The 20,381-nt window shown below is 73.4% G+C and carries 16 protein-coding genes and 1 pseudogene; 1 reads left to right on the top strand and 16 read right to left on the bottom strand.

Annotated features, from left to right (window positions below):
• The 8 genes from bsaP to AC2A1K_RS31710 form a co-directional block, all read right to left on the bottom strand.
• On the bottom strand, positions 1–276 hold the full coding sequence (gene bsaP / locus AC2A1K_RS31675) for a biotin synthase auxiliary protein BsaP (protein ID WP_483900336.1): 276 nt from the start codon (positions 274–276) through the stop codon (positions 1–3).
• Positions 273–1,343, bottom strand: a complete 1,071-nt coding sequence (gene bioB / locus AC2A1K_RS31680; protein ID WP_483900337.1) for a biotin synthase BioB — start codon at positions 1,341–1,343, stop codon at positions 273–275. The genes bsaP and bioB overlap by 4 nt, the downstream gene beginning before the upstream one ends.
• A 70-nt stretch (positions 1,344–1,413) precedes the next feature.
• Entirely contained in the window at positions 1,414–2,124 is a 711-nt protein-coding gene (bioD, locus tag AC2A1K_RS31685) for a dethiobiotin synthase (protein ID WP_483900338.1), read from the bottom strand.
• A 22-nt stretch (positions 2,125–2,146) separates the two neighbouring features.
• Positions 2,147–3,019: a hypothetical protein gene (locus tag AC2A1K_RS31690; protein ID WP_483900339.1), complete on the bottom strand. Its 873-nt coding sequence runs from the start codon at positions 3,017–3,019 to the stop codon at positions 2,147–2,149.
• The gene (locus tag AC2A1K_RS31695) at positions 3,016–3,888 is read right to left on the bottom strand and encodes an STAS domain-containing protein (RefSeq protein ID WP_483900340.1); all 873 of its coding nucleotides are present in this window, start codon (positions 3,886–3,888) and stop codon (positions 3,016–3,018) included. The genes AC2A1K_RS31690 and AC2A1K_RS31695 overlap by 4 nt, the downstream gene beginning before the upstream one ends.
• Before the next feature lie 117 nt (positions 3,889–4,005).
• A complete protein-coding gene (locus AC2A1K_RS31700) occupies positions 4,006–5,154 on the bottom strand; it encodes an 8-amino-7-oxononanoate synthase (RefSeq protein WP_483900352.1) in 1,149 nt (382 codons plus the stop codon).
• A gap of 86 nt (positions 5,155–5,240) precedes the next feature.
• Positions 5,241–7,610 (bottom strand): SulP family inorganic anion transporter, encoded by a 2,370-nt coding sequence (locus AC2A1K_RS31705; protein ID WP_483900341.1) that lies wholly within the window; start codon positions 7,608–7,610, stop codon positions 5,241–5,243.
• A 446-nt stretch (positions 7,611–8,056) separates the two neighbouring features.
• Positions 8,057–9,340 carry an adenosylmethionine--8-amino-7-oxononanoate transaminase gene (locus AC2A1K_RS31710; RefSeq protein ID WP_483900342.1) on the bottom strand — a complete coding sequence of 428 codons (1,284 nt, stop codon included), beginning with the start codon at positions 9,338–9,340 and terminating at the stop codon, positions 8,057–8,059.
• A 49-nt stretch (positions 9,341–9,389) separates the two neighbouring features.
• Between AC2A1K_RS31710 and AC2A1K_RS31715 the strand changes: the two genes are divergently transcribed.
• Positions 9,390–10,247, top strand: coding sequence for a PaaX family transcriptional regulator (locus tag AC2A1K_RS31715; RefSeq protein WP_483900343.1), 858 nt, complete (start codon positions 9,390–9,392; stop codon positions 10,245–10,247).
• Here the strand turns inward: AC2A1K_RS31715 and AC2A1K_RS31720 are convergent, their stop codons facing one another.
• The 8 genes and pseudogenes from AC2A1K_RS31720 to AC2A1K_RS31755 form a co-directional block, all read right to left on the bottom strand.
• Entirely contained in the window at positions 10,248–11,627 is a 1,380-nt protein-coding gene (locus AC2A1K_RS31720) for an aldehyde dehydrogenase family protein (RefSeq protein WP_483900344.1), read from the bottom strand.
• Positions 11,628–11,700: 73 nt separating this feature from the next.
• Positions 11,701–12,153, bottom strand: a pseudogene (locus AC2A1K_RS31725) (MFS transporter); the annotation flags it as partial.
• A 111-nt stretch (positions 12,154–12,264) separates the two neighbouring features.
• Positions 12,265–12,873, bottom strand: coding sequence for a TetR/AcrR family transcriptional regulator (locus tag AC2A1K_RS31730; protein ID WP_483900345.1), 609 nt, complete (start codon positions 12,871–12,873; stop codon positions 12,265–12,267).
• A gap of 129 nt (positions 12,874–13,002) precedes the next feature.
• Entirely contained in the window at positions 13,003–13,857 is an 855-nt protein-coding gene (locus AC2A1K_RS31735; protein WP_483900346.1) for an amidohydrolase family protein, read from the bottom strand.
• An 18-nt stretch (positions 13,858–13,875) separates the two neighbouring features.
• A complete protein-coding gene (locus tag AC2A1K_RS31740; protein WP_483900347.1) occupies positions 13,876–15,000 on the bottom strand; it encodes a class II aldolase/adducin family protein in 1,125 nt (374 codons plus the stop codon).
• Positions 14,993–15,379 (bottom strand): VOC family protein, encoded by a 387-nt coding sequence (locus AC2A1K_RS31745; protein ID WP_483900348.1) that lies wholly within the window; start codon positions 15,377–15,379, stop codon positions 14,993–14,995. Before AC2A1K_RS31745 ends, AC2A1K_RS31740 begins: the two co-directional genes overlap by 8 nt.
• An 83-nt stretch (positions 15,380–15,462) precedes the next feature.
• Complete coding sequence (gene dnaE / locus AC2A1K_RS31750; protein ID WP_483900349.1) at positions 15,463–19,011, bottom strand: DNA polymerase III subunit alpha; 3,549 nt, start codon at positions 19,009–19,011, stop codon at positions 15,463–15,465.
• A gap of 357 nt (positions 19,012–19,368) precedes the next feature.
• Entirely contained in the window at positions 19,369–20,100 is a 732-nt protein-coding gene (locus AC2A1K_RS31755) for a hypothetical protein (RefSeq protein WP_483900350.1), read from the bottom strand.
• Between the last annotated feature and the right edge of the window lie 281 nt (positions 20,101–20,381).

The raw sequence follows: 20,381 nt of genomic DNA on the forward strand, positions 1-20,381 counted from the left end.
TCACCGGAAGCCGTTCGTCCCGGCCGACTCCCCGTGGCGGCTGCAGCGCGCCGTCCACCCCACGGGGTCGACCTGCACGACCATCCGCCGCGCGCAGACGGGGCAGTGCCGCGGCGGGTCGACGGTGGCGAGCCGGCGGTCGCACGCGGTGTGATCGGCCTCGGCGCGGGCGACCCCGCACCAGGCGCAGAAGAGAGCAGCCGTGTCGTCGGCGCCGGCTCCGCTGCGCTCCGTGTCGCTGCCGACGTCCTCGGTCGGCTCGAGAACGGCGCTCACAACGTGTCGTTCAGGGCCTTGATCGGCATCTTGAGGGTCTCGAGCATGTCGAGGTCCTGCTCGGCCGGCCGCCCGAGGTTGGTGAGGTAGTTGCCGACGATGATCGCGTTGACGCCGCCGAGCATGCCCTGCTCCGCGCCGAGGTCGCCCAGGGTGAGCTCGCGCCCGCCGGCGAAGCGCAGCACCGTGCGCGGCAGGGCGAGGCGGAACGCGGCGACGGTCATCAGCGCGTCGGCACCCTGGGGCACCTCGAGGTGCGCGAACGGGGTGCCGGGGTTCGGGATGAGGAAGTTGAGCGGGACCTCGTCGGGCTCCAGCTCGGCGAGCTGCACCGCGAACTCGGCGCGCTGCTCGAGCGTCTCCCCCATGCCGACGATGCCGCCGCAGCACACCTCCATGCCGGCCGCGCGCACCATCTGCAGGGTCTCCCAGCGCTCCTCCCAGGAGTGCGTGGTGACGACCTCTCCGAAGTGCGAGCGGGCGGTCTCGAGGTTGTGGTTGTAGCGGTGCACGCCCATGGCGGCGAGCTCGTTCACCTGCTCCTGGGTCAGCATCCCCAGCGAGCAGGCGACGTTGATGTCGACCTCGGCGCGGATCGCGGCGATGCCCGCGCGCACCTGCTCCATGAGCTTGGCGTCGGGTCCGCGCACGGCGGCGACGATGCAGAACTCGGTGGCCCCGGTCTTGGCGGTCTGCTTGGCCGCCTCGACGAGCCGATCCTTGTCCAGCCAGGCCGCGCGCACCGGCGACTCGAAGAGCCCCGATTGCGAGCAGAAGTGGCAGTCCTCGGGGCAGCCGCCGGTCTTCAGCGACACGATGCCCTCGACCTCGACCTCCGGCCCGCACCAGCGCATGCGCACGTCGTGGGCGAGGGCCAGCGCCTCGTGCAGGCGGTCGGTCGGCAGCTGCAGGACGGCCAGGACCTGCTCCTGCGACAGGCCCTCCCCGCGCTCGAGCACCTGCTCGCGGGCCACCGCGAGGATGTCGCCGGAGTCGACGGTCGAGCTCCGCCGCGCTCCGTCTTCTCCGGTGTCCTCGACGGTGGTGCTGGGATCGACGGCCGTCACGCACGGCTCCCTTCGTCGGGCTCTGTTCGTCGGGCTCTGTTCGTCGGACACGCTCGCGCCGCAGTGTGCCTCACGGTGTGCGATTCGGGGACCACCGACCGCCGAGGAGGGGACCCAGGCCACACCCCGCGGCGTGGAGGACACGCTCCGGCGTCGCGCCCCCCAGCCCGGCCGGCAGCACGCCGAGCAGCGGTGCCCCGGTGACGGCCGGCAGATCGTCGAGGTTGGTCCGCTCGGCGAGGTCCGGGTGCTCCGGATAGGCGCCGACGACGGTGCCGACCAGCGTCAGTCCGCGGCGGGCCAGCGCCTCGGCGGTCAGGGCGGCGGTGTTGAGCACGCCGAGCCCGGGGCTCGCGACGAGCAGGACCGGTGCGCCGAGCCCGGCGGCGACGTCGGCGAGCGTCTGGGGCGGGTGGGTGTCGTCGCCGTCGTTGAGGCGCACCAGCAGGCCGCCGGCCCCCTCGACGACGACGAGGTCGGCGTCCACCTCCCGCACCGCGTCCACCACCTGCGCGGCCGTCACGGGCGTCGCCCCGGCCCGGCGGGCCGCCGTCGCGGGCGCCAGCGGCTCGGGGAACCGGGCGAGCTCGAGGGTGTCCACCGCGCCGGCCAGGCGCATGACGTCGGCGAGGTCGCCGTCCGCACCGGGAGCGATGCCGGTCTGGGCCGGTTTGATCACGGTGACGCGCTCGCCCGCGGCCCGGGCCAGGGCGGCGACGGCGGCGACCACCACCGTCTTGCCGACGTCGGTCCCGGTACCGGTGACGATCAGGGTCCGCACGGGACCCGACGCTAACCCCGGGTCAGACGGTGCTCAGCACCCGGACCGCATGGCGCTCGGGCTCGTCGTGGACGACCGCGCCGGCGCAGAACGGCCGCACGTGGGCGAGAGGGTCTCCCGGCCCCTGCTGCGCGGGGATCCCGTGCGGCCCGGTCAGCTCGGAGAGCAGCGTGTGGCGGAGCGCGCGGACCTCGAGGGTGAGGTGCGCGTGGTGGGGCGGGCCGCGGCGCACCTCGAGCACCGCGGCCTCGTGCACCGCGAGCACCGCGGCACGCACGGCGTCGCCCTCGAGCCCGGCGCGCTCGGCGACCTCGGCGACGCAGCGCCGCAGCCGGGCGAGGTCGGCGAGGTCCTCGACGCCGACGCGGCCGGCGACCTCGCCCCACAGTGCCGCGGGCGTCGGGCTCACCGTCGCCGGGGCGTGGTGGTCGGGGTTGGCGACGGGGCCGGTGGGCGTGGCGAGCTGCGGGTGAGCGCGCCGGAGCACCGCGACCAGCTCCGGGTCGAGGTCGCGGCGGCAGCAGCAGATCAGGGTGAGCGGGACGTCGCCGAGGACGACGCCGAGGGCGTCCTCGCCGGCCCCGCACTCGCGCGGGGACATCGCGGCGGGGTACTGGCCCAGCACCGTCGTCCGGCGGTCCGGACGGACCCAGCGGCCGACGGTGGTGAGGTAGTCCGGCGCCGACGGCCGAACCATGGACGCCGGCGGAGGGAACGCGATGCGGTCCGCGTCGGCGCCGAGAGCGCCGCGCAGCCGCCGCACGGTGCCGCGGTCGGCCGCGACGACGACCTCGTCGCCGCCGTCGAGGGCCTGCCGCAGCGTCGGGAGCGCGCTCGCGACCAGGTCGGCGGGGCCGTCGAAGAGCAGCCCGAGGTGGACGAGGCCGCCGGTCACGGTGTCTCCCCGCCCTCGCGGACCGACGCCGGTCGCCCGACCGCGTCGAACAGGCGCCGCAGGAACCGCGGCCCGCCGTGCAGGACGACGTGCTGGTCGGCCGGTGCGGAGCGGGCGGCGAGCATGAGGATCTCGGCGCAGGCGACGTCCATGAAGTCGACGCCGGAGAGGTCCAGGTGCAGGTCGGGGCCGTGCTCGGCCTCACGCGCGGTGCGTAGGGCGCCGTGCACCGCGGCGCCGAAGCGGCGCGCGACGTGCGCGTCGAGGTCGCCGCGCGGCTGCCAGTGGCCGCCGTCGGCCGTGGCCGACCAGAAGCCGTCGACGACGTCGCGGTGGTGCACGGCGACGGTCTCCCAGACCGCGCGCTCGCTCTCGGACGCCACGCAGAGCTGGCAGAGCATGCGGACCGGCCACCGGTCGGTGAGGTCGTCGAACCCCGCCTCCCAGCGCGCGTACTCCGACACCAGGTCCGCGTCGTCGGCCATCGGGAGCTCGGGGCTCTCCTGGGTCATCGCGACCGCGGGCCACAGGTCGCCGAGGGCCCGCTCGACCTCGCCCTGGTAGACGGCGAGCACGCCGTTCGCCGTGGCCCCGGAGCGCTCGACGAGCGTCGGGAAGTCGAGGAACTCGAGCTGGCCGGTGCTCAGGGCGTCGCGGGCGCCGCGCGGACCGGCCGGGCCCGTCAGCCAGTGCTGGTCGGGACGATGACCTTCGGGCAGCCAGCCCTTGTAGAAGACCTTCGACCCGAGGGAGAGCTCCCGCTCGACCCAGGACGCCGCGCCGCGCCGGCCCTGGTCGACGGCGTCGGTGACGAGCAACGTGTGGTACGAGGGCGCCACGTCGTGCTCGGAGCGCAGCAGCGTGGTCACCCGTCCCTCCCCGGTCGCGCGCTCGACGGCACGGTGGTCAGTACCCGAACGGTACCGCGCTGACACGTTGCGTGAGGACCTGTTCCACGTTCGGTGATGCGAACCAGAGCCGGCCGCCTAACGGGCCAGCGCCGACCCGAGGACCTTGTGCAGCACCTGGTCGACGAGCGCGAGGGCGTCGGCGGTCAGGTCGGCGCGCGCGGTCAGGCGCAGGCGTGACGTGCCCGGCGGCACCGACGGCGGGCGGAAGCAGCCGACGCGCAGGCCGTGCTCGGCGCACGCGGCGGCCGCGGCGACCGCGACCGCGGGGTCGCCGAGCACGACGGGGACCATCGCCGCGGTCGGTGCCGGCACGTCGATCCCGGGTGCGGCGGCCCGTGCGGACGCGGCCACCGTCGCCGCGGCGGTGTGCAGGGCGGCGACACGCTCGGGCTCGGCGCGCACGATCTCCAGCGCGGCCAGCGCGGCGCCCGCCGCGGCCGGCGCGAGGCCGGTGTCGAAGATGAACGGGCGCGCGGTGTCGACGAGGTGCTCGACGACGGCGCGGTCGGCGAGTACCACCCCGCCCTGGGCCCCGAGCGACTTCGACAGCGTCGCGGTGAGCACGACGTCGGGCGCGCCGGCGAGCCCCGCCTCCGCGAGCGTCCCGGTCCCGCCCGAGCCGCGGACGCCGAGACCGTGCGCGTCGTCGACCAGCAGCACGGCGTCGCGTGCCCGGCAGACGGCGTGCAACTCGGCGAGCGGTGCGACGCCCCCGTCGACGCTGTCCACGCCGTCCACGACGACCACGGCGCGGGCCTCCCCGCGCGCGGCGAGCACGCGGTCCACGACCTCGGGGTCGGTGCACCGGGCGACCTGGACGCGGGCGCGCGAGAGGCGGGCGGCGTCGACGAGCGAGGCGTGCGCGGCGACGTCGGAGACGACGAGCGCGCCGCGCCCCGTGAGCGCGGTGACCGCGCCGAGGTTCGCGGTGTAGCCCGACGAGAAGACCAGCGCCGCGGGGCTGCCGGTGAAGTCGGCGAGCGCGTCCTCGAGCTCGCCGTGCAGCCGCGTCGAGCCCGTGACGAGCCTTGATCCCGTGGACCCGGCGCCCCAGGCCCGGAGCGCGGCGGCGCCGGCCTCGACGACGCGCGGGTCGCGGGCGAGGCCGAGATAGTCGTTGGAGGCGAGGTCGACCACCGGGTCGCTCGCCTCGCGCGGACGCAGGGTCCGTCGCAGCCCCGCCTCGGCGCGCGCCGCCGCGGTCTCCTCCAGCCACGCACCCAGCCAGCTCACGCCGGCCACCCTACGTGCGTACTTTCCGGCGCTATAGCGCCGGAAAGTACGCACATGATGGTGTGGCGATCGCGTCGTCAGACCGGGTCGACGGCCGGGATCGGGATCGCCGAGGTCACCGGGTCGCCGGGGGTGCCGACCGCGCCGGCGCCGAGCCGGTCGCGCGACGCCGGGATGAAGCGCTCCCCCTCGAGCACCGACATCCGCGCGGTCGCGATGTCGAAGTACAGCCCGACCAGGCGCACCCGGCCCTCCTCGAGCGCGCGGGCGACCGCCGGGTGGCGGGCCAGGCGCTCGAGCTGCACCGCGACGTTGACCATCGCCAGCTGATCGACGTCCGACGCGCCCCGGGCGGCGGCCTCCGTGGCCGCGGGGTGACCGTCCTGCCAGCGCGACACGCTCTCGCCGGCGCCGCCGAGCCAGCGCCCGAGGACCCCCTCACCGCCGGTCCCCCGCAGCGCCGCGGTCATCGCGCCGCACCCGGAGTGCCCGCAGACCACGAGCGTCGGGACCTCGAGCACCTCGAGGGCGTACTCCACGGACGCGCCGACCGAGTCGTCGGTGCTCTCGACCGGCGCCAGGTTGCCGACGTTCCGGACGGTGAACAGGTCGCCGGGGCCGCTCGAGGTGAGCACGTTGGGGACGACCCGCGAGTCCGAGCAGGTCAGGAAGAACGCGTACGGCGACTGGCCGTCGGCGAGGTCGGACAGGTACGGCGCGACCAGCCCGGCGGCGCGCCGGTGGTACTCGCGCAGGCCGGTGAGGATCGGGTCGCCTGTCCCGTCCGCCGCGTCGTCGCCGGCGTCGAGGGCGTGGCCGTGACCGGCCCCGACGCCGAACCGCGCATCGTGACCCTCCTGCCACACCGACCACGGCGACAGGAACCGCGGCACCGGGCCGGGCCGGCGGGAGCCGGGCCCGCCGTTGGTGGTCGTGCGCCGGTCGAGCAGGCCCATCGTGCCCACCTCGTCGACGCGGACGCGCCCCCCGCCCTGCTCGTGGCGCTCGATCCACTCCTGCAGGTGGTCGTAGGCGGCGTGGTCGAGGTAGTCGGTGACCAGGTCGATCACCACGGGTGCGCCGGTGGGCACCTGCCCGAGACGCCGCGCCAGACGTGGGATCGAGGGGAAGCACAGCGCGCCCTCGACCACCACGTGCCAGTCGCCGTCCGCCGCGGCCGAAGGCTCCTGGACCTCGATCGAGGCCCACACCACGCGCCGCAGCACCAGCAGGAGCGCCAGCACGAGCCCGGCGATGACACCGGTCAGCAGGTCGGTGAGAACGACGCCGAGGATCGTCACGACGTACACCGGCAGCTCCCCGTGGCGGTGCAGCTCGCGCATGTGGGCGAGCTTCACCAGCCGGGCGCCGATCACCACGAGCAGACCGGCCAGGACGGCCATCGGGATCTGCTGCACCAGGCCCAGCAGGACCACCGAGAACACGACGATCCAGACGCCGTGCAGGATCGCCGAGACACGGCTCTTCGCGCCGGCGGCGACGTTGGTGGAGCTGCGCACGATGACGCCGGTGATCGGCAGGCCGCCGAGCAGCCCGGAGAGGGTGTTGCCGGCACCCTGCCCGACGAGCTCGCGGTCGAGGTTCGACTTGGCGCCGGAGTGCATGCGGTCGACGGCGACCGCCGAGAGCAGGCTCTCGACGCTGGCGATGATCGCGATCGTCAGCACGCCGACCGCGAAGGCACCCCACTGCCCGTCGGGCAGCACGGGCGGGGTGATGGCCTCGAGGACCGACCCGCCGATCTCGACGCGCTCCACGGGCAGCGCGAACACCGAGGCGATCACGGTCACCAGTGCGACCGCGAGCAGCGGGGCGGGGATCCCGCGGACCCAGCCGGGAGTGCCCTGCGGGAGCCGGGGCCAGGCGAGCAGGATGGCGATGACGGCGAGGCCGAGCGCGGTCGCCGCGCCGTGCAGCGAGAGCAGCTGCCCGGGCAGGGCGAGGATGTTCGCGATCGCGTCGTCCTGCTGCTCGCCGCCGAGGACGACGTGCAGCTGGCCGAGCACGATCGTCACGCCGATGCCGGCGAGCATCCCGTGCACGACGGCCGGGGAGATCGCCAGCGCGGCGCGCCCGCTCTTCGTGAGCCCGAACAGCACCTGCAGGACGCCCGCGGCCACGGTGATCGCGCAGGTGACGCCCCAGCCGAAGCGTCCGACGAGATCGGCGACGACGACGGTGAGGCCGGCCGCAGGGCCGCTGACCTGCAGCGGGGAGCCGCCCAGGGCGCCGGCGACGACACCGCCGACCGCCGCGGCGATGAGCCCGGCGGTGAGCGGGGCGTCCGAGGCCACCGCGATGCCCAGCGAGAGGGGCACGGCGACGAGGAAGACGACGAGTGAGGCGGGGATGTCGGCGCGGAGCTTCTCGCGCCAGCTCGGGGCGTCCCGGTCCGAGGACGGGACGGTGGTTGCTCCGGTGGTCATGGGTCCTCCGTCGGGGGCCGTGGACCGGCCCGGCGGGGGGTGATCGGGGGGCGATCACCGGGGGGCCTGGGGGGCTTCGGGGCGCCGCGCCGCCGGTCACCCGGCGTCACCGACAGGGCCGCGTTGCCGCGTGCCGGGGCGCTGTGATCACTGTGCCCTACCGCCGGGGGAGGCACCCCCGCGTCGCCGAGTTGATCGTGACGCTCCGTTCGAATCGAACCGGGTCAAGCGGTACCCGCAGTCCCTCATGAGAGTGTGACGTGGCCCGGAGCTGGACATCTGCGTCGGGACGGCCACGCTCGGTCCGTGCCTGACCGTCGGACTTGCTGCACCGGACGGGTGAATCTCATCGAATCCGGCGATTCGGACGGACACGTCACACCGGCTCATGTCGGTCTCACCGTGGTCTCACATGATCGTTACGCAGCGTTCATGTGGCGGCCGCGTCATCCGGCCGCGGCCGCGGCGACCATCGCCTCCCCGATCCGGAGGACGTCGGCGGCCGGGGTCACGTAGGGCGGCATCGCGTAGACGAGATCGCGGAACGGGCGCAGCCACACGCCGTGCGCCTCCGCGGCGGCCTGCGCCGCGGGCACGTGGACGGGGTGGTCGAGCTGGATCACGCCGATGCCGCCGAGGACGCGCACGTCCACCACGCCGTCGACGGCACGGGCCGGGGCCAGACCCTCCCGCAACCCCGCGCCGAGCCCCGCAACCTCGCCGGTCCAGTCGCGGCGCAGCAGCTCGTCGATGCTCGCCGCCGCCACCGTCGCCGCGAGGGGGTTGGCCATGAACGTCGGCCCGTGCATGAGGCCTCCGGCCTCGCCCTCGCTGATCGCCGTCGCCACGGCGGGTGTGCACAGGGCCGCCGCCGCGGTCAGGTAGCCGCCGGTCAGGGCCTTGCCGAGGCACATCACGTCCGGCGACACCCCGGCCTGCTCGGCGGCGAAGAGCGTGCCGGTGCGCCCGAAGCCGGTGGCGATCTCGTCGAACACCAGCACGAGGTCGTGCCGGTCGGCGATCTCCCGCAGGGCCCGCAGGTGGCGGGGGTCGTGGAAGCGCATCCCGCCCGCCCCCTGCACGACGGGCTCGACGACGATGCCGGCGATCTCGCCGGCGTGCGCCTCGGCCGCCGCGCGCAGGTGCTCGTCGTAGGCGGGGTCGTAGGTCGAGGGAGGCCGGTCCGCGAACACCTGCTGCGGCAGGAACCCCGTCCACGCCGCGTGCATCCCGCCCTCCGGGTCGCAGACGCTCATCGCGCCGAAGGTGTCGCCGTGGTAGCCGCCGCGCCAGGTCATCATCCGCGTGCGGCCCGGCCGCCCCCGCGCCCGTTGGTACTGCAGGCACATCTTCAGCGCGACCTCGATCGACACCGACCCGGAGTCGGCGAGGAACACGTGCTGCAGCGGCTCCGGGGTCAGCGCGACCAGGCGCTCGGCCAGCGCCACCGCCGGGTCGTGGGTGAGCCCGCCGAACATGACGTGGCTCATCGCGCCGGTGGCGCGGGCGACGGCGTCGTCGAGCGCCGGGTGCCGGTAGCCGTGCACCGCCGCCCACCACGAGGACATGCCGTCGACCAGCTCGCGGCCGTCGTCGAGCGTGAGCCGGACCCCGCGCGCCGAGCGGACGACCAGCGGATCCGTGCGTCCCGGCATGGGGCCGTAGGGATGCCAGACGTGGGCCCGGTCGACGTCCTGCAACGAACGGCTCGTCGTCCTCGGCGCGGTCACCCGCGCACCGTAACGGCGCTGGTCGGGAGGGGCTCTAGGATCACCGGTGATGTCCACCGCCGACGAGAGCGCCGCCGACGCGAGGCCGGACCCGTTCTCGCGGCGTCGCGAGGTCGCGGCCACCAGCGCGCGGTCGCTGCTCGTCACCGTGCTCGGCGAGGTCGTCCTGCCCGGCGGCGAGCCGGTGTGGACCCAGACGGTGGTCGACGTGCTCGGGCTGGTGGGCGTCGAGGAGAAGTCGGCGCGCCAGGCGCTGGCCCGCACGGCGGCCGACGGCATGCTCGTCTCCGAGCGGGTCGGGCGGCGCGTGCGGTGGGACCTGACGTCGTGGGGCCGCGACCTGCTCACCGTCGGCGCGGCGCGCATCTACGCGCACGGGCGCGCGCGAGCCGCGTGGGACGGGCACTGGCTCGTCGTCGTCGCGAGCGTCCCCGAGCAGCAGCGCGCGCGGCGGCACCGGCTGCGCACCCGCCTGGCGTGGGCCGGCCTCGGCTCCCCCGCGGCGGGCATGTGGGTCTCCCCCGACACGGGGCGTCTCGACGAGGTCCGCGAGGTCCTCGCCGAGAACGGCCCGGCCGACGCCCACGTCGTCACCGGCGAGTACCACGGCGGGCTCACCGCGGCCGAGCTCGCGGCCCGGGCCTGGGACCTGGGCGACCTCGAGGCGCGCTACGAGCAGTTCGTCGGTGCCTTCGCCGACCTCGAGCCCGGCGACGACGCCGCCACGCTCGCGGCGCAGATCCGCCTGGTCGACGCGTGGCGGCGCTTCCCGTTCCTCGATCCGGGGCTGCCCGACGCGCTGCTGCCCTCGCCGTGGATCGGGCACCGCGCCACCGAGGTGTTCCACGGCCGGCACACCGCCTGGACCGAGGCGACGCGCCGGGCCGCGGCCGGGCTGGGTCTCTAGCTACTGGATCCAGATCGTCTTCGCGTTGACGAACGACTGCGGGCCGAAGCTCGCGAGCTCGCGACCGTAGCCGGAGTTCTTCGCGCCGCCGAACGGCACCTCGGGCGTCGACTCGGTGACCTTGTTGACGTAGACCATGCCGGACTCGACCTCGGTGGCGAACCGCTCCTTCTCGGCCTCGTCACTGGTCCAGGCGCTGCCACCCAGCCCGAAGTCGGAGTCGTTGGCGATCCGGATCGCATCGTCGATGTCCTGGGCGCGGTGCACCAGCGCCACCGGCCCGAAGAGCTCCTCGTAGTACGCGCGGGCGTCCTTCGGGATCTCGGCGAGGACCGTCGGCGGGTAGTAGTTGCCGGCGCCGCCCAGCGGCTTGCCGCCGGTCAGCAGCTTCGCGCCGGACGCGACCGAGTCCTGGACCTGCTGGTCGAGCTCCTCGAGCGATCCGGAGCCGGAGAGCGGCCCGATGTCGGTGTTCTCGTCCATCGGGTCGCCGACGGTCAGCGCCTCGAACTTCGCCACCAGCTTCTGCGTGAACTCGTCCGCGATGTCGGCGTGGAGGATGAAGCGCTTGGCGTTGATGCAGGACTGCCCGTTGTTGAGCAGGCGGCTCGACACACCGGCCTCGACGGTGGCGTCGAGGTCGGCCGAGGGCATGACGATGAACGGGTCGCTGCCGCCCAGCTCGAGCACGCTCGTCTTGACGTTCCGACCGGCGCGGGCGCCGACCTCGCGGCCCGCGGGCTCGCTGCCGGTCAGCGTGACGGCGCGGACGCGGTCGTCGTCGATGATCCCCTCGATCACCGAGGAGCCCACCAGCAGCGTCTGGAACGCGCCGTCGGGGAACCCGGCGCGCGTGAGGACGTCCTCGATGGCCAGGGCCACCTGGGGGACGTTCGACGCGTGCTTGAGCAGCCCGACGTTGCCCGCCATGAGCGCGGGCGCGGCGAAGCGCAACACCTGCCAGAACGGGAAGTTCCAGGGCATCACGGCGAGCACGGGGCCGAGCGGCTGGTAGCGCGTGAAGATGCGCGCGTTCTCGGGCGCCGACTTCGGCTTCGGCCACTCGACGTCGGCGAGGTCCTCGGCAGCGTGGTCGGCGTACCAGCGGCACCCCAGGGCGCACTTGGTGACCTCGGCCTTGGCCGCGACGAAGGTCTTGCCCATCTCGAGGGTCGCGAGCTCGGCCAGCCGCTCGTTCTCGGCGTCGAAGATGTCCGCCGCCGCGCGCAGCCAGCCGGCGCGCTGCTCGAACGTGGTGTCCCGATAGGTCTGGAACGCGTCCCACGCGCGCTGGAGCTTCTCCTCCAGCTCGGCGTCGGTGAGGGCGTCGAACTCCCGGACGGTCTCCCCGGTGGCGGGGTTCGTCGTTGCGATGGCCATGACAGTTGTCTACCCCGCTTGCCCGGCCGGGCAATCCGCCGCCGGACACGAGCAGCGCCACCCCGAGCACCGACCCCACCTGCCGGGCCGACGTGATCAGTGAGGATCCCGTGCCCCACCGGTGCGCGGGGAGCGCCACGCCGACGACCGACGACAGGGCGGGCAGGATCAGACCGACCCCCAGCCCCGTGGCGATCTGCCCGGGGAGCATGCCGGCGGCGTAGTGCGGCTCGGCGCTCAGCGACAGCGCCCACCAGGCCGGTCCCGCCGCGAACACCAGCCCGCCCACCACGACGACCCGCCCGATCCCGAACCGCCCCGTGAGGCGGCCCGACAGCCGCGCCACCCCGACGACCACCGCCGGCCCGACCGCGAGCGCGAGCCCCGCGACCGGCGCCGGCCAGCCCCACGTGCCCGTGAGGAACAGGACACTTCCGACGAGCATGCCGGCGAAGCCCGTCGTGAAGGCGATCATGGCCAGCGCCGCGAGCCCGACGACGGGCGTGCGCAGGACCGCGAGATCCAGCGCCGGCGCGGATGTCGGGGAACGCCAGGTTGACGATGAACAGGTCGAGGCTCGAGAGGAACGCCGCGGCCGACGTGATCAGCAGGACGGTGCGGGGGCTCGCCGGGGCGGTCACGACGCGATCCGCTCGTCCACGAGGCGGCGGGCGAGGTCGATCGCGGTCTCGGCGCCGACGCGGGAGTCGACGCGGTCGCGGTACGCGGCCTGCAGGTAGAGCCCGTCGACGAGGAGCCAGAGCTCCTCGGTCAGCCGGTCCGGGTCGGCGACGCCCAGGGCGGCGACGAGCTCGGTGAGCCGGCGGTGGGAGTCGGCGAGGACGTGGTGGGCGACGCCGGCAGGGGTCGGCGCGTCGTCGTGGCCGAGATCGGCGTCGTCGGGGAACTCCGCGAGGTAGTTGCGGAAGGCGCACCCGCGGAAGTCGGGGCGTGTGGTCGTCGCGGCGATCTCCTCGACGACGGCGAGCAGCTGTGCGCGCGGGTCGTCGGCGGCGGCCTCGCGGGCGCGGCGGGCCTGGGCGTCACGGATGTCGCGCGCGCGTTCCAGGTAGGCGGCGACGAGGTCGCTCTTCGTCGGGAAGTGCGAGTACAGGAGGTTCTTGCCGGTCCCGGCCTCGGTGATGACCTGGTTCATGCCCACGGCACGGACCCCGTGCTCGTAGAAGAGCCGCGACGCGGTCGTGAGGATGCGATCCCGGGTGCCGGGTGCGGGCGTCCGTGCCACCACGGCTCCTCTCGTGCCAGCGCCCGCCTCCGGCGCGGCAGGTCCGCTCCGCTGCGTGCCACCGTCGACGGACCGTACGGTCCCGGACCGATCGGTCCCTCATCGGCACACTACACCGGGCGCGGGCGCTCAGACCCGCGACGGCGGCTCCAGCAGCCCCGGATAGACCCGCAGGGCGTGGTCGCCGAGCAGCCCGTCGGTGAGAGCGTCGCCGAGCCCGAGCTCCCGGACCGCGGCGATGTTGCGGGCGGGGTCGGCGGACGGCGCGTCGGTGCCGAACACCGACTTCGCGGCGACCCGGTCGAAGCCGAACCGCTCGTAGTACACGGGCAGTTTGTGGGGCGGCAGGCCGGCGAGGTCGAGCCAGACGTTCTCCCGGGTCAGCGCCAGCGAGGCGGCGACCTCGTAGCTCCAGCCACGGCCACCATGGGCGAGCACGAGGGTCAGCCCCGGGAAGTCGCGCAGGACGTCGTCGAGCATGACGGGGTCGCCGTACTTCCCGGTGGCGCCCGGGAACACCGACGGGCCGGTGTGCACGACCACCGGAATCCCGCGCTCGAGGCACCGCGCGTACGCCGGGTAGAGCTCCGCGTCGTTGGGCGCGACCCCGGCGTGCACCGGGTGGACCTTGAGTGCGACGGCACCCAGGTCGAGCTGGCGGTCGACCTCCGCGGCCACCGGGTGGTGCACGTGCGGGTTGACGTTGGCGACGATGCGGAACCGCTCGGCGTCGGCGTCGACGAGCGGCAACATGTCCTCGATCGTCTGCCACCCGGTGGCCTTCGGGCTGTATTCGCAGAACAGCAGGACCCGGTCGACACCGGCGCCGGCGAACAGCGCGGACACCTTCTCCGGGATCGCCGCGCCGTCGCTGTCGTAGCAGGCCGACCACGCCTCACCGGTACCGGCCGGTCCGATCCACTGCTCCCACGGCACTTTGAGACGCGCGAGGTGGGCGACGTGGACGTGGGCGTCGACGATCACCCGCTCACTCTGACACGGCTAATCGAACAGGTCGGGATCGGTCCGGACGACCTCGTCCCACAGCGGCTGGAACGAGAACCAGCCGGCGTAGGCCGTGCCGGTCTGCTCGGCGGTGAACGTCGCGTTGACGTGGTCGATCTGCGTGGGCGTGCCGGCGGCCTCGGCCATGAGCTGGGCCTGGCAGTTGCGCTCGGTGTTGATGAACCACCACGCGGCCTCGGCCACCGTGTCGCCGACGGTGAAGATGCCGTGGTTCTGGTGGAAGACCATCTTCCGCCCGGTCATCCCCGTGGCCAGGGCCCGGCCGACCTCGGGGTCGAGCACGACCGCCCCGCGTCCCTCGCTGACCACACCGTGGTTCTCGTAGAGCGTGCAGGCGTCCTGGGTGATCGGGTCCAGCGGGCGGGCCAGCGACGACCACGCCTTGCCGTACACCGAGTGCGCGTGTGCGGCCGCGACGACGTCGGGGTGCGCGTGGTGCACCGCGGAGTGGATGACGAACCCGGCCTGGTTCACCGGCCGGTTCCCGTGCACCACGTCGCCGTCGTGGTTCACCGCGATCAGATCCGAGACACGGATGTGTCGGAAGCTCATGCCGAACGGGTTGACCCAGAACATGTGCGGGTCCTCGGGGTCGCGCACGGTGATGTGGCCGGCGATCCCCTCGCCGAACCCGAAGCGCCCGAAGATGCGGAACGCGCCGGCGAGCTGCTGCTTGCGGTGCAGCCGCTCCTCCGCGCTCGTGGCGAACGTCGGCGGCTGGGGCATGACGATGCCCTCCTGGGAGGGCCGGAAGGCGGGCATGCCGTCGTCGGAGCTGCGGGTGTCCTGCGTGGGGGCGGCCATCCCTCGACCGTGCGCCGGGTCACGTGTCCCGGTCAAGCCCCGGGGACGGTCCGCAGCCTCGTCGCGACGAGGTCGGCGACCGCCGCCATCCCGGCCGCCCCGGCGTCGCGTGGGACCCGAGCACGGTGAGGAGCACGTGACGTCGACCAGCGGCAGGCCGACGTCCTCGGCGAGCAGGCTCGGGTAGTTGCGCCCCGAGCGCAGCGCCCCGCGGTCGACCTGGGGCGGGATCCCGGGACCCGCGGCGAACGAGCTCCCGAGGGCGACGTAGATGCCGCGGCTCTCCGGATCAGGCACCCGCGGTCTGCCAGACGCCGACGACGCTGCCCTCCGGGTCGCGGAAGTAGGCGGCGAACCCCATGTCACCAACGGTGATCTTCGGGGTGACGACGGTCGCGCCGAGCTCCTCGACGCGGACCAGGGCGGCGTCGAGGTCGGGCACGTCGATGACCACGACGGGGCCGCGCGGCTCCCCCTCTCCGCGCGCGAACATCCCGCCGTTGATGAACCCGGGCTCCTTGCCCGTCCCGTCCTCGCCGGTCGGGCCGGTGGTGACCCCGGTGTAGTCGAGCTCCGGGATCACCATCGTGTTCCACCCGAAGGCGTCTCGGTAGAACGCGCGGGCGCGGTCGCCGTCGGAGTACGGGAGCTCGAAGTGCACCACGCGACCGGTCATGGCCGTCCTCCTGGAACCGGTGTCGGCACGACACGGCCGACGGGGTACCGAGCGTGCCAGGCCGCCGGCGAGGCGCGCGAGCCTCAGCCCAGGCAGCGGGGGCCGAGCAGCGCCTTGAGGTCGCCCATCAGCGCGCCCGAGTTGGTGACCTTGAGACCGTCGTCGAGCCGCAGCACGTGGCTCGCCCCGTTGGCGGCGAGCAGCGTCAGGTGGACCTCGCTGGGGCCCGGGTGGGCGACGAGGACCTCCTTGAGCTTGCCGACCCGCTCGGGCGTGCAGCGCGCACTCTCGATGACGACCTTGACCGGCGCGCCGCCGACGCCCCCGGACAGGTCGGGCACCGCGAGGTCCTCGACGAACAGGCTCACCCGGTCGTCACGCTTGTTGACCTTGCCCTTGACCAGCACGATCGCGTCCTCGGCGACGTCGATCGACACCGCGGCGTAGGTGCGCGGGAAGAACAGCACCTCGATGCCTCCGGCGAGATCCTCGATCTGCGCCGACGCCCAGGGCTCGCCCTTCTTGTTCACGCGCCGCGTGACGCTGGCGAGGATGCCGCCGACCGTGACCTGCGCGCCCTCGGCGACGTCACCCTCGAGGATCTTGGTGATCTGGGTGTCGGCGCGGCTCGCGAGGATCTGCTCGATGCCGTTGAGCGGGTGGCCCGAGACGTAGAGCCCGAGCATCTCCCGCTCCAGTGCGAGGCGGTGCTTGGACTCCCACTCCCCCTCGGGCACCTTCACGTCGAACATGCCCGTGGTGTCCCCGGAGTCCTCCTCCGGGCCGTCGAAGCTCCCGAACAGGTCGAACTGGCCGTCGGCCTCGGCCTTCTTGGTGGTCATCACCGCGTCGACGGCCTCGGCGTGCACCAGCGCGAGACCCTTGCGGGGGTGGCCCAGCGAGTCGAAGGCGCCGGCCTTGATCAGCGACTCGACCGTCTTCTTGTTGCACACCTGCTGCGGGACCTTGCGCAGGAAGTCGGAGAAGTCGGTGAACCCGCCCTTCTCGCGCCGGGTCTCGACGATCGCGTCGACGACGTTGCTGCCGACGTTGCGGATGGCGCCGAGGCCGAACCGGATGTCCGACCTCTCCAGACCGCCGACCGGGGCGAAGTCGCGCACCGAGTCGTTGACGTCGGGCGGCAGCACCGTGATGCCGATCTTGCGGCACTCGGAGAGGTAGATCGCCGCCTTGTCCTTGTCGTCGCGCACGCTGGTGAGCAGCGCGGCCATGTACTCGGCGGGGTAGTTGGCCTTGAGGTAGGCCGTCCAGTAGGAGACGAGCCCGTAGCCCGCGGTGTGGGCGCGGTTGAAGGCGTAGTCGGAGAACGGGACGAGGATGTCCCACAGCGTCTGGATGGCCTGCTGCGAGTAGCCGTTGGCCTTCATGCCGTCGGAGAACGGCACGAACTCCTTGTCGAGGATCTCCTTCTTCTTCTTGCCCATCGCGCGACGGAGCAGGTCGGCGGCGCCGAGCGAGTAGCCCGCCAGCTGCTGGGCGATCGCCATGACCTGCTCCTGGTAGACGATCAGACCGAACGTCTCCCCCAGGATCTCGGCCAGCGGCTCCGCCAGCTCCGGGTGGATCGGCTTGACCTCCTGCCGCCCGTTCTTGCGGTCGGCGTAGTCGTTGTGCGCGTTGGCGCCCATCGGGCCGGGCCGGTAGAGCGCGAGGACGGCGGAGATGTCCTCGAACGTCGTCGGTTCCATGCGCCGCAGGAGGTCGCGCATCGGCCCGCCGTCGAGCTGGAACACGCCGAGGGTGTCGCCGCGGGCCAGCAGCTTGTAGGCCTCGGGGTCGTCCAGGGCGAGGTTGTCGAGGTCGAGCGCCGGCTTCCCGTTGAGGGTGATGTTGTGCAGCGCGTCGTCGATGACCGTGAGATTGCGCAGCCCCAGGAAGTCCATCTTCAGCAGCCCGAGCGTCTCGCAGACACCCATGTCGAACTGCGTGATGATCGCGCCGTCGGCCTCGCGGCGCTGGATCGGGATGACGTCGATCAGCGGGGTGCTCGACATGATGACGCCCGCGGCGTGGACACCCCACTGGCGCTTGAGGCCCTCGAGGTCGCGCGCGGTGTCGACGATCTCCTTGACCTGCGCGTCGGCCTCGTAGAGCGCGCGCACCTCGGTGGCCTCGGAGTAGCGCTTGTGGGCCGGGTCGAAGATGCCCGAGAGCGGGATGTCCTTGCCCATGACCGCGGGCGGCATGGCCTTGGAGATGCGGTCGGCGACGGCGTAGCCGGGCTGGCCGTAGAGCACGCGCGCCGAGTCCTTGATCGCGGCCTTCGCCTTGATCGTGGAGTAGGTGATGATCTGGGCGATCCGGTCCTCGCCGTACTTCTCGGTGACGTACCGGATCATCTCGCCGCGCCGGCGCTCGTCGAAGTCCAGGTCGATGTCGGGCATCGACTTGCGCTCGGGGTTGAGGAACCGCTCGAAGATCAGGTTGTGCTTGACCGGGTCGAGGTCGGTGATGCCCAGCGCGTAGGCGATGAGACAGCCCGCCGCCGAACCGCGGCCCGGGCCGACGCGGATGCCGACCGACTTGGCGTACTGCACGAGGTCGGCCGTGACCAGGAAGTAGCCGGGGTAGCCCTTCTGGCAGATGACGTCGATCTCGTAGGCGGCCTGCTTCCGGTGACCCTCGGGGACCTGGCCTCCGAACCGCTGGTTGAGGCCGCGCTCGACCTCCTTGACCAGCCAGCTGGACTCCGTCTCGCCCTCGGGGACCGGCGCGACGGGCATGAGGTCGCGGCCCTCGTCGAACTCGACGTTCACCCGCTCGGCGATCGCCAGGGTGTTGTCGCAGGCCTCGGGGAAGACGCCGTCCCACTGGGCGCGCATCTCCTGCGCGCTCTTGAGGTAGAAGTCCTGCGCGTCGAACCGGAAACGGTTCGGGTCGTTCATGGTCTTGCCGGTCTGCACGCACAGCAGGACCTCGTGCGGTTTCGCGTCCTTGGCGTAGGTGTAGTGCAGGTCGTTCGTCGCGAGACCGGGCAGGTCGAGCTTCTTCTTGAGGTCGTAGAGGTCGTCGCGGACCCGGCGCTCGATCTCGATGCCGTGGTCCATCAGCTCGCAGAAGAAGTTGTCCGCGCCGAAGATGTCGCGGTAGTCGCTGGCGGCCTGGCAGGCGCCGTCGAAGTCGTCCTGCTGCAGGTAGCGCGCGACCTCACCCGACGGGCACCCGGTGGTCGCGATGATGCCCTTGCCATAGGTCTCGAGCAGCTCGCGGTCCATGCGCGGCTTGTAGTAGTAGCCCTCGAGGCTCGCGAGGCTGGAGAGCCGGAAGAGGTTGTGCATCCCCTCCGTGTTCTCGGCCAGGAGCGTCATGTGGGTGTACATCTGGCCCGGGTTGTCATCGCTGATGACCTGGCCGCCGAGCGTCGCGCGCTTGCGCTCGTGACGGCTGCCGGGCGCGAGGTAGCCCTCCATGCCGATGATCGGCTTGACCCCGTGGTCCTTCGACTTCTTCCAGAACTCGTAGGCGCCGAACGTGTTGCCGTGGTCGGTCATGGCCAGGGCCGGCATGCCCATCCGCGCGGCCTCGGCGAACAGGTCGTCCAGCCGCGCGGCACCGTCGAGCATCGAGAACTCGGTGTGCGTGTGCAGGTGGACGAACGAGTCGCCGGTCACGTCGCGGGATCTCCCTTCCAGGGCCGGGATCGGGGTACCGCCGACCCGCCCGGGGTGCGGGACGTGGGCGGTGGGAACCACCCCAGCCTAATCGCGCCCCCCGACAGCGCCGCCCCTCCCCGAGGGCCTCGCCCGTCGTCGCTGCTCACCTCCGGCGACCCGGCGTGTCGCCCGAATCCGGGCTCGCCACACGAGTCACAGGCGCCCCTGGAGCCCCGGGCGAGGGCCGTCGGAGCAGGAGGATCACCGGGTGGGGTGACGCTGACGGCGCCGCATCCTCGCCGCACCCTCGCCGGCCGGTCCGCGACGGCGCAGACGGCCAGGCCGACCGCCGCGCTCCGGCCATCGGTCCCGCGATCACGGCCCGCAGAGGACGTCGACCCGCGCGGCCGCGCCGCCCACGACCGGGGTCACGACCGCGGCGAGCAGCCAGAGGCGCGCGACGAGGACGTCGTCGGGCGTGCGGAGGAACGACTCGCGACCCGCGGCGGCGGCGTCCGGCCCGAGGAGGCGCGCGGCGTCGTCGACCACCGGCCCGGCCTCGCCGAGGTGCTCGGCGACCCAGCGGACGGCGCGGCGGGACACGTCGCCGTCCCCGCGCCTCCCGGCCTTCGCGAGCCACGCGGCGACCGTGACGTCGACGAGCACCCGGCTGCCCGGCAGGCGGTCGGCGACGAACGCCCGGGCGATCTCGGCGTCCTCTCGGTCCACGGTGTCCGCGACGACCGTGCGTACCCGGTCCTGGAGCAGCTCGAAGTCGTCGTCCCAGTCGTCGAGCTCGTCGTCGGGGTCGTCGTCCAGCTCGTCGTCGGGGTCGGCATCGAGGTCGGCATTGAGGTCGGCATCGAGGTCGGCGTCGAGGTCGGCATCGAGGTCGGCATCGAGGTCGGTGAGGAACCCGCCCAGGAGCGCGCCGAGCTCGGCCGTCGCGCGCTCCGGCTCGACCGGTCGCGGTGCCAGCGGCGCGTTCGCCGGCGCCGTTCCGGCCGGAGAGCGTCCCTCGCGCGGCGGCCGCGGCGTGCGGCGCCGCTCGAGACGCCCGTCCACCTTCGCCGCCCGCCGCCGACCGTCGTGCCTGCGCCTGCTCATCGCTCCTCCTCGGATCGCCGCTGGGGAGGAGCATGCGCGGCACCCCCGACAACGCCGGGGCGCGTGGAGATCAGGAGAGCGAGACCCGCACCCGAGAACGGCCCGGGAGGTGCGTACCGCGCTCCTGATCTCCACGGGGCGAGCCGCCCGGGGAACTAGTGCTGTATCAGGCAACGTTGGGTAGGTAATCGGGTCTGCGGATCTTGGAGTTGGCGGCGAAGCGGCGTTTCGGGGTGGCGTGGCGGTTGTGCCAGCGCACGTAGCCCGCGATCGCGGCTTGC

Source organism: Actinomycetospora sp. 2LY8.5, from assembly GCF_057180585.1.

What these genes read in the sequence shown, in the direction of transcription:
- AC2A1K_RS31705 (WP_483900341.1), bottom strand. Translation starts at nt 7,610, where the DNA reads ATGACCACCGGAGCAACCACCGTCCCGTCCTCGGACCGGGACGCCCCG.
- AC2A1K_RS31715 (WP_483900343.1), top strand. Translation starts at nt 9,390, where the DNA reads ATGTCCACCGCCGACGAGAGCGCCGCCGACGCGAGGCCGGACCCGTTC.
- AC2A1K_RS31720 (WP_483900344.1), bottom strand. Translation starts at nt 11,627, where the DNA reads ATGGCCATCGCAACGACGAACCCCGCCACCGGGGAGACCGTCCGGGAG.
- AC2A1K_RS31745 (WP_483900348.1), bottom strand. Translation starts at nt 15,379, where the DNA reads ATGACCGGTCGCGTGGTGCACTTCGAGCTCCCGTACTCCGACGGCGAC.
- AC2A1K_RS31755 (WP_483900350.1), bottom strand. Translation starts at nt 20,100, where the DNA reads ATGAGCAGGCGCAGGCACGACGGTCGGCGGCGGGCGGCGAAGGTGGAC.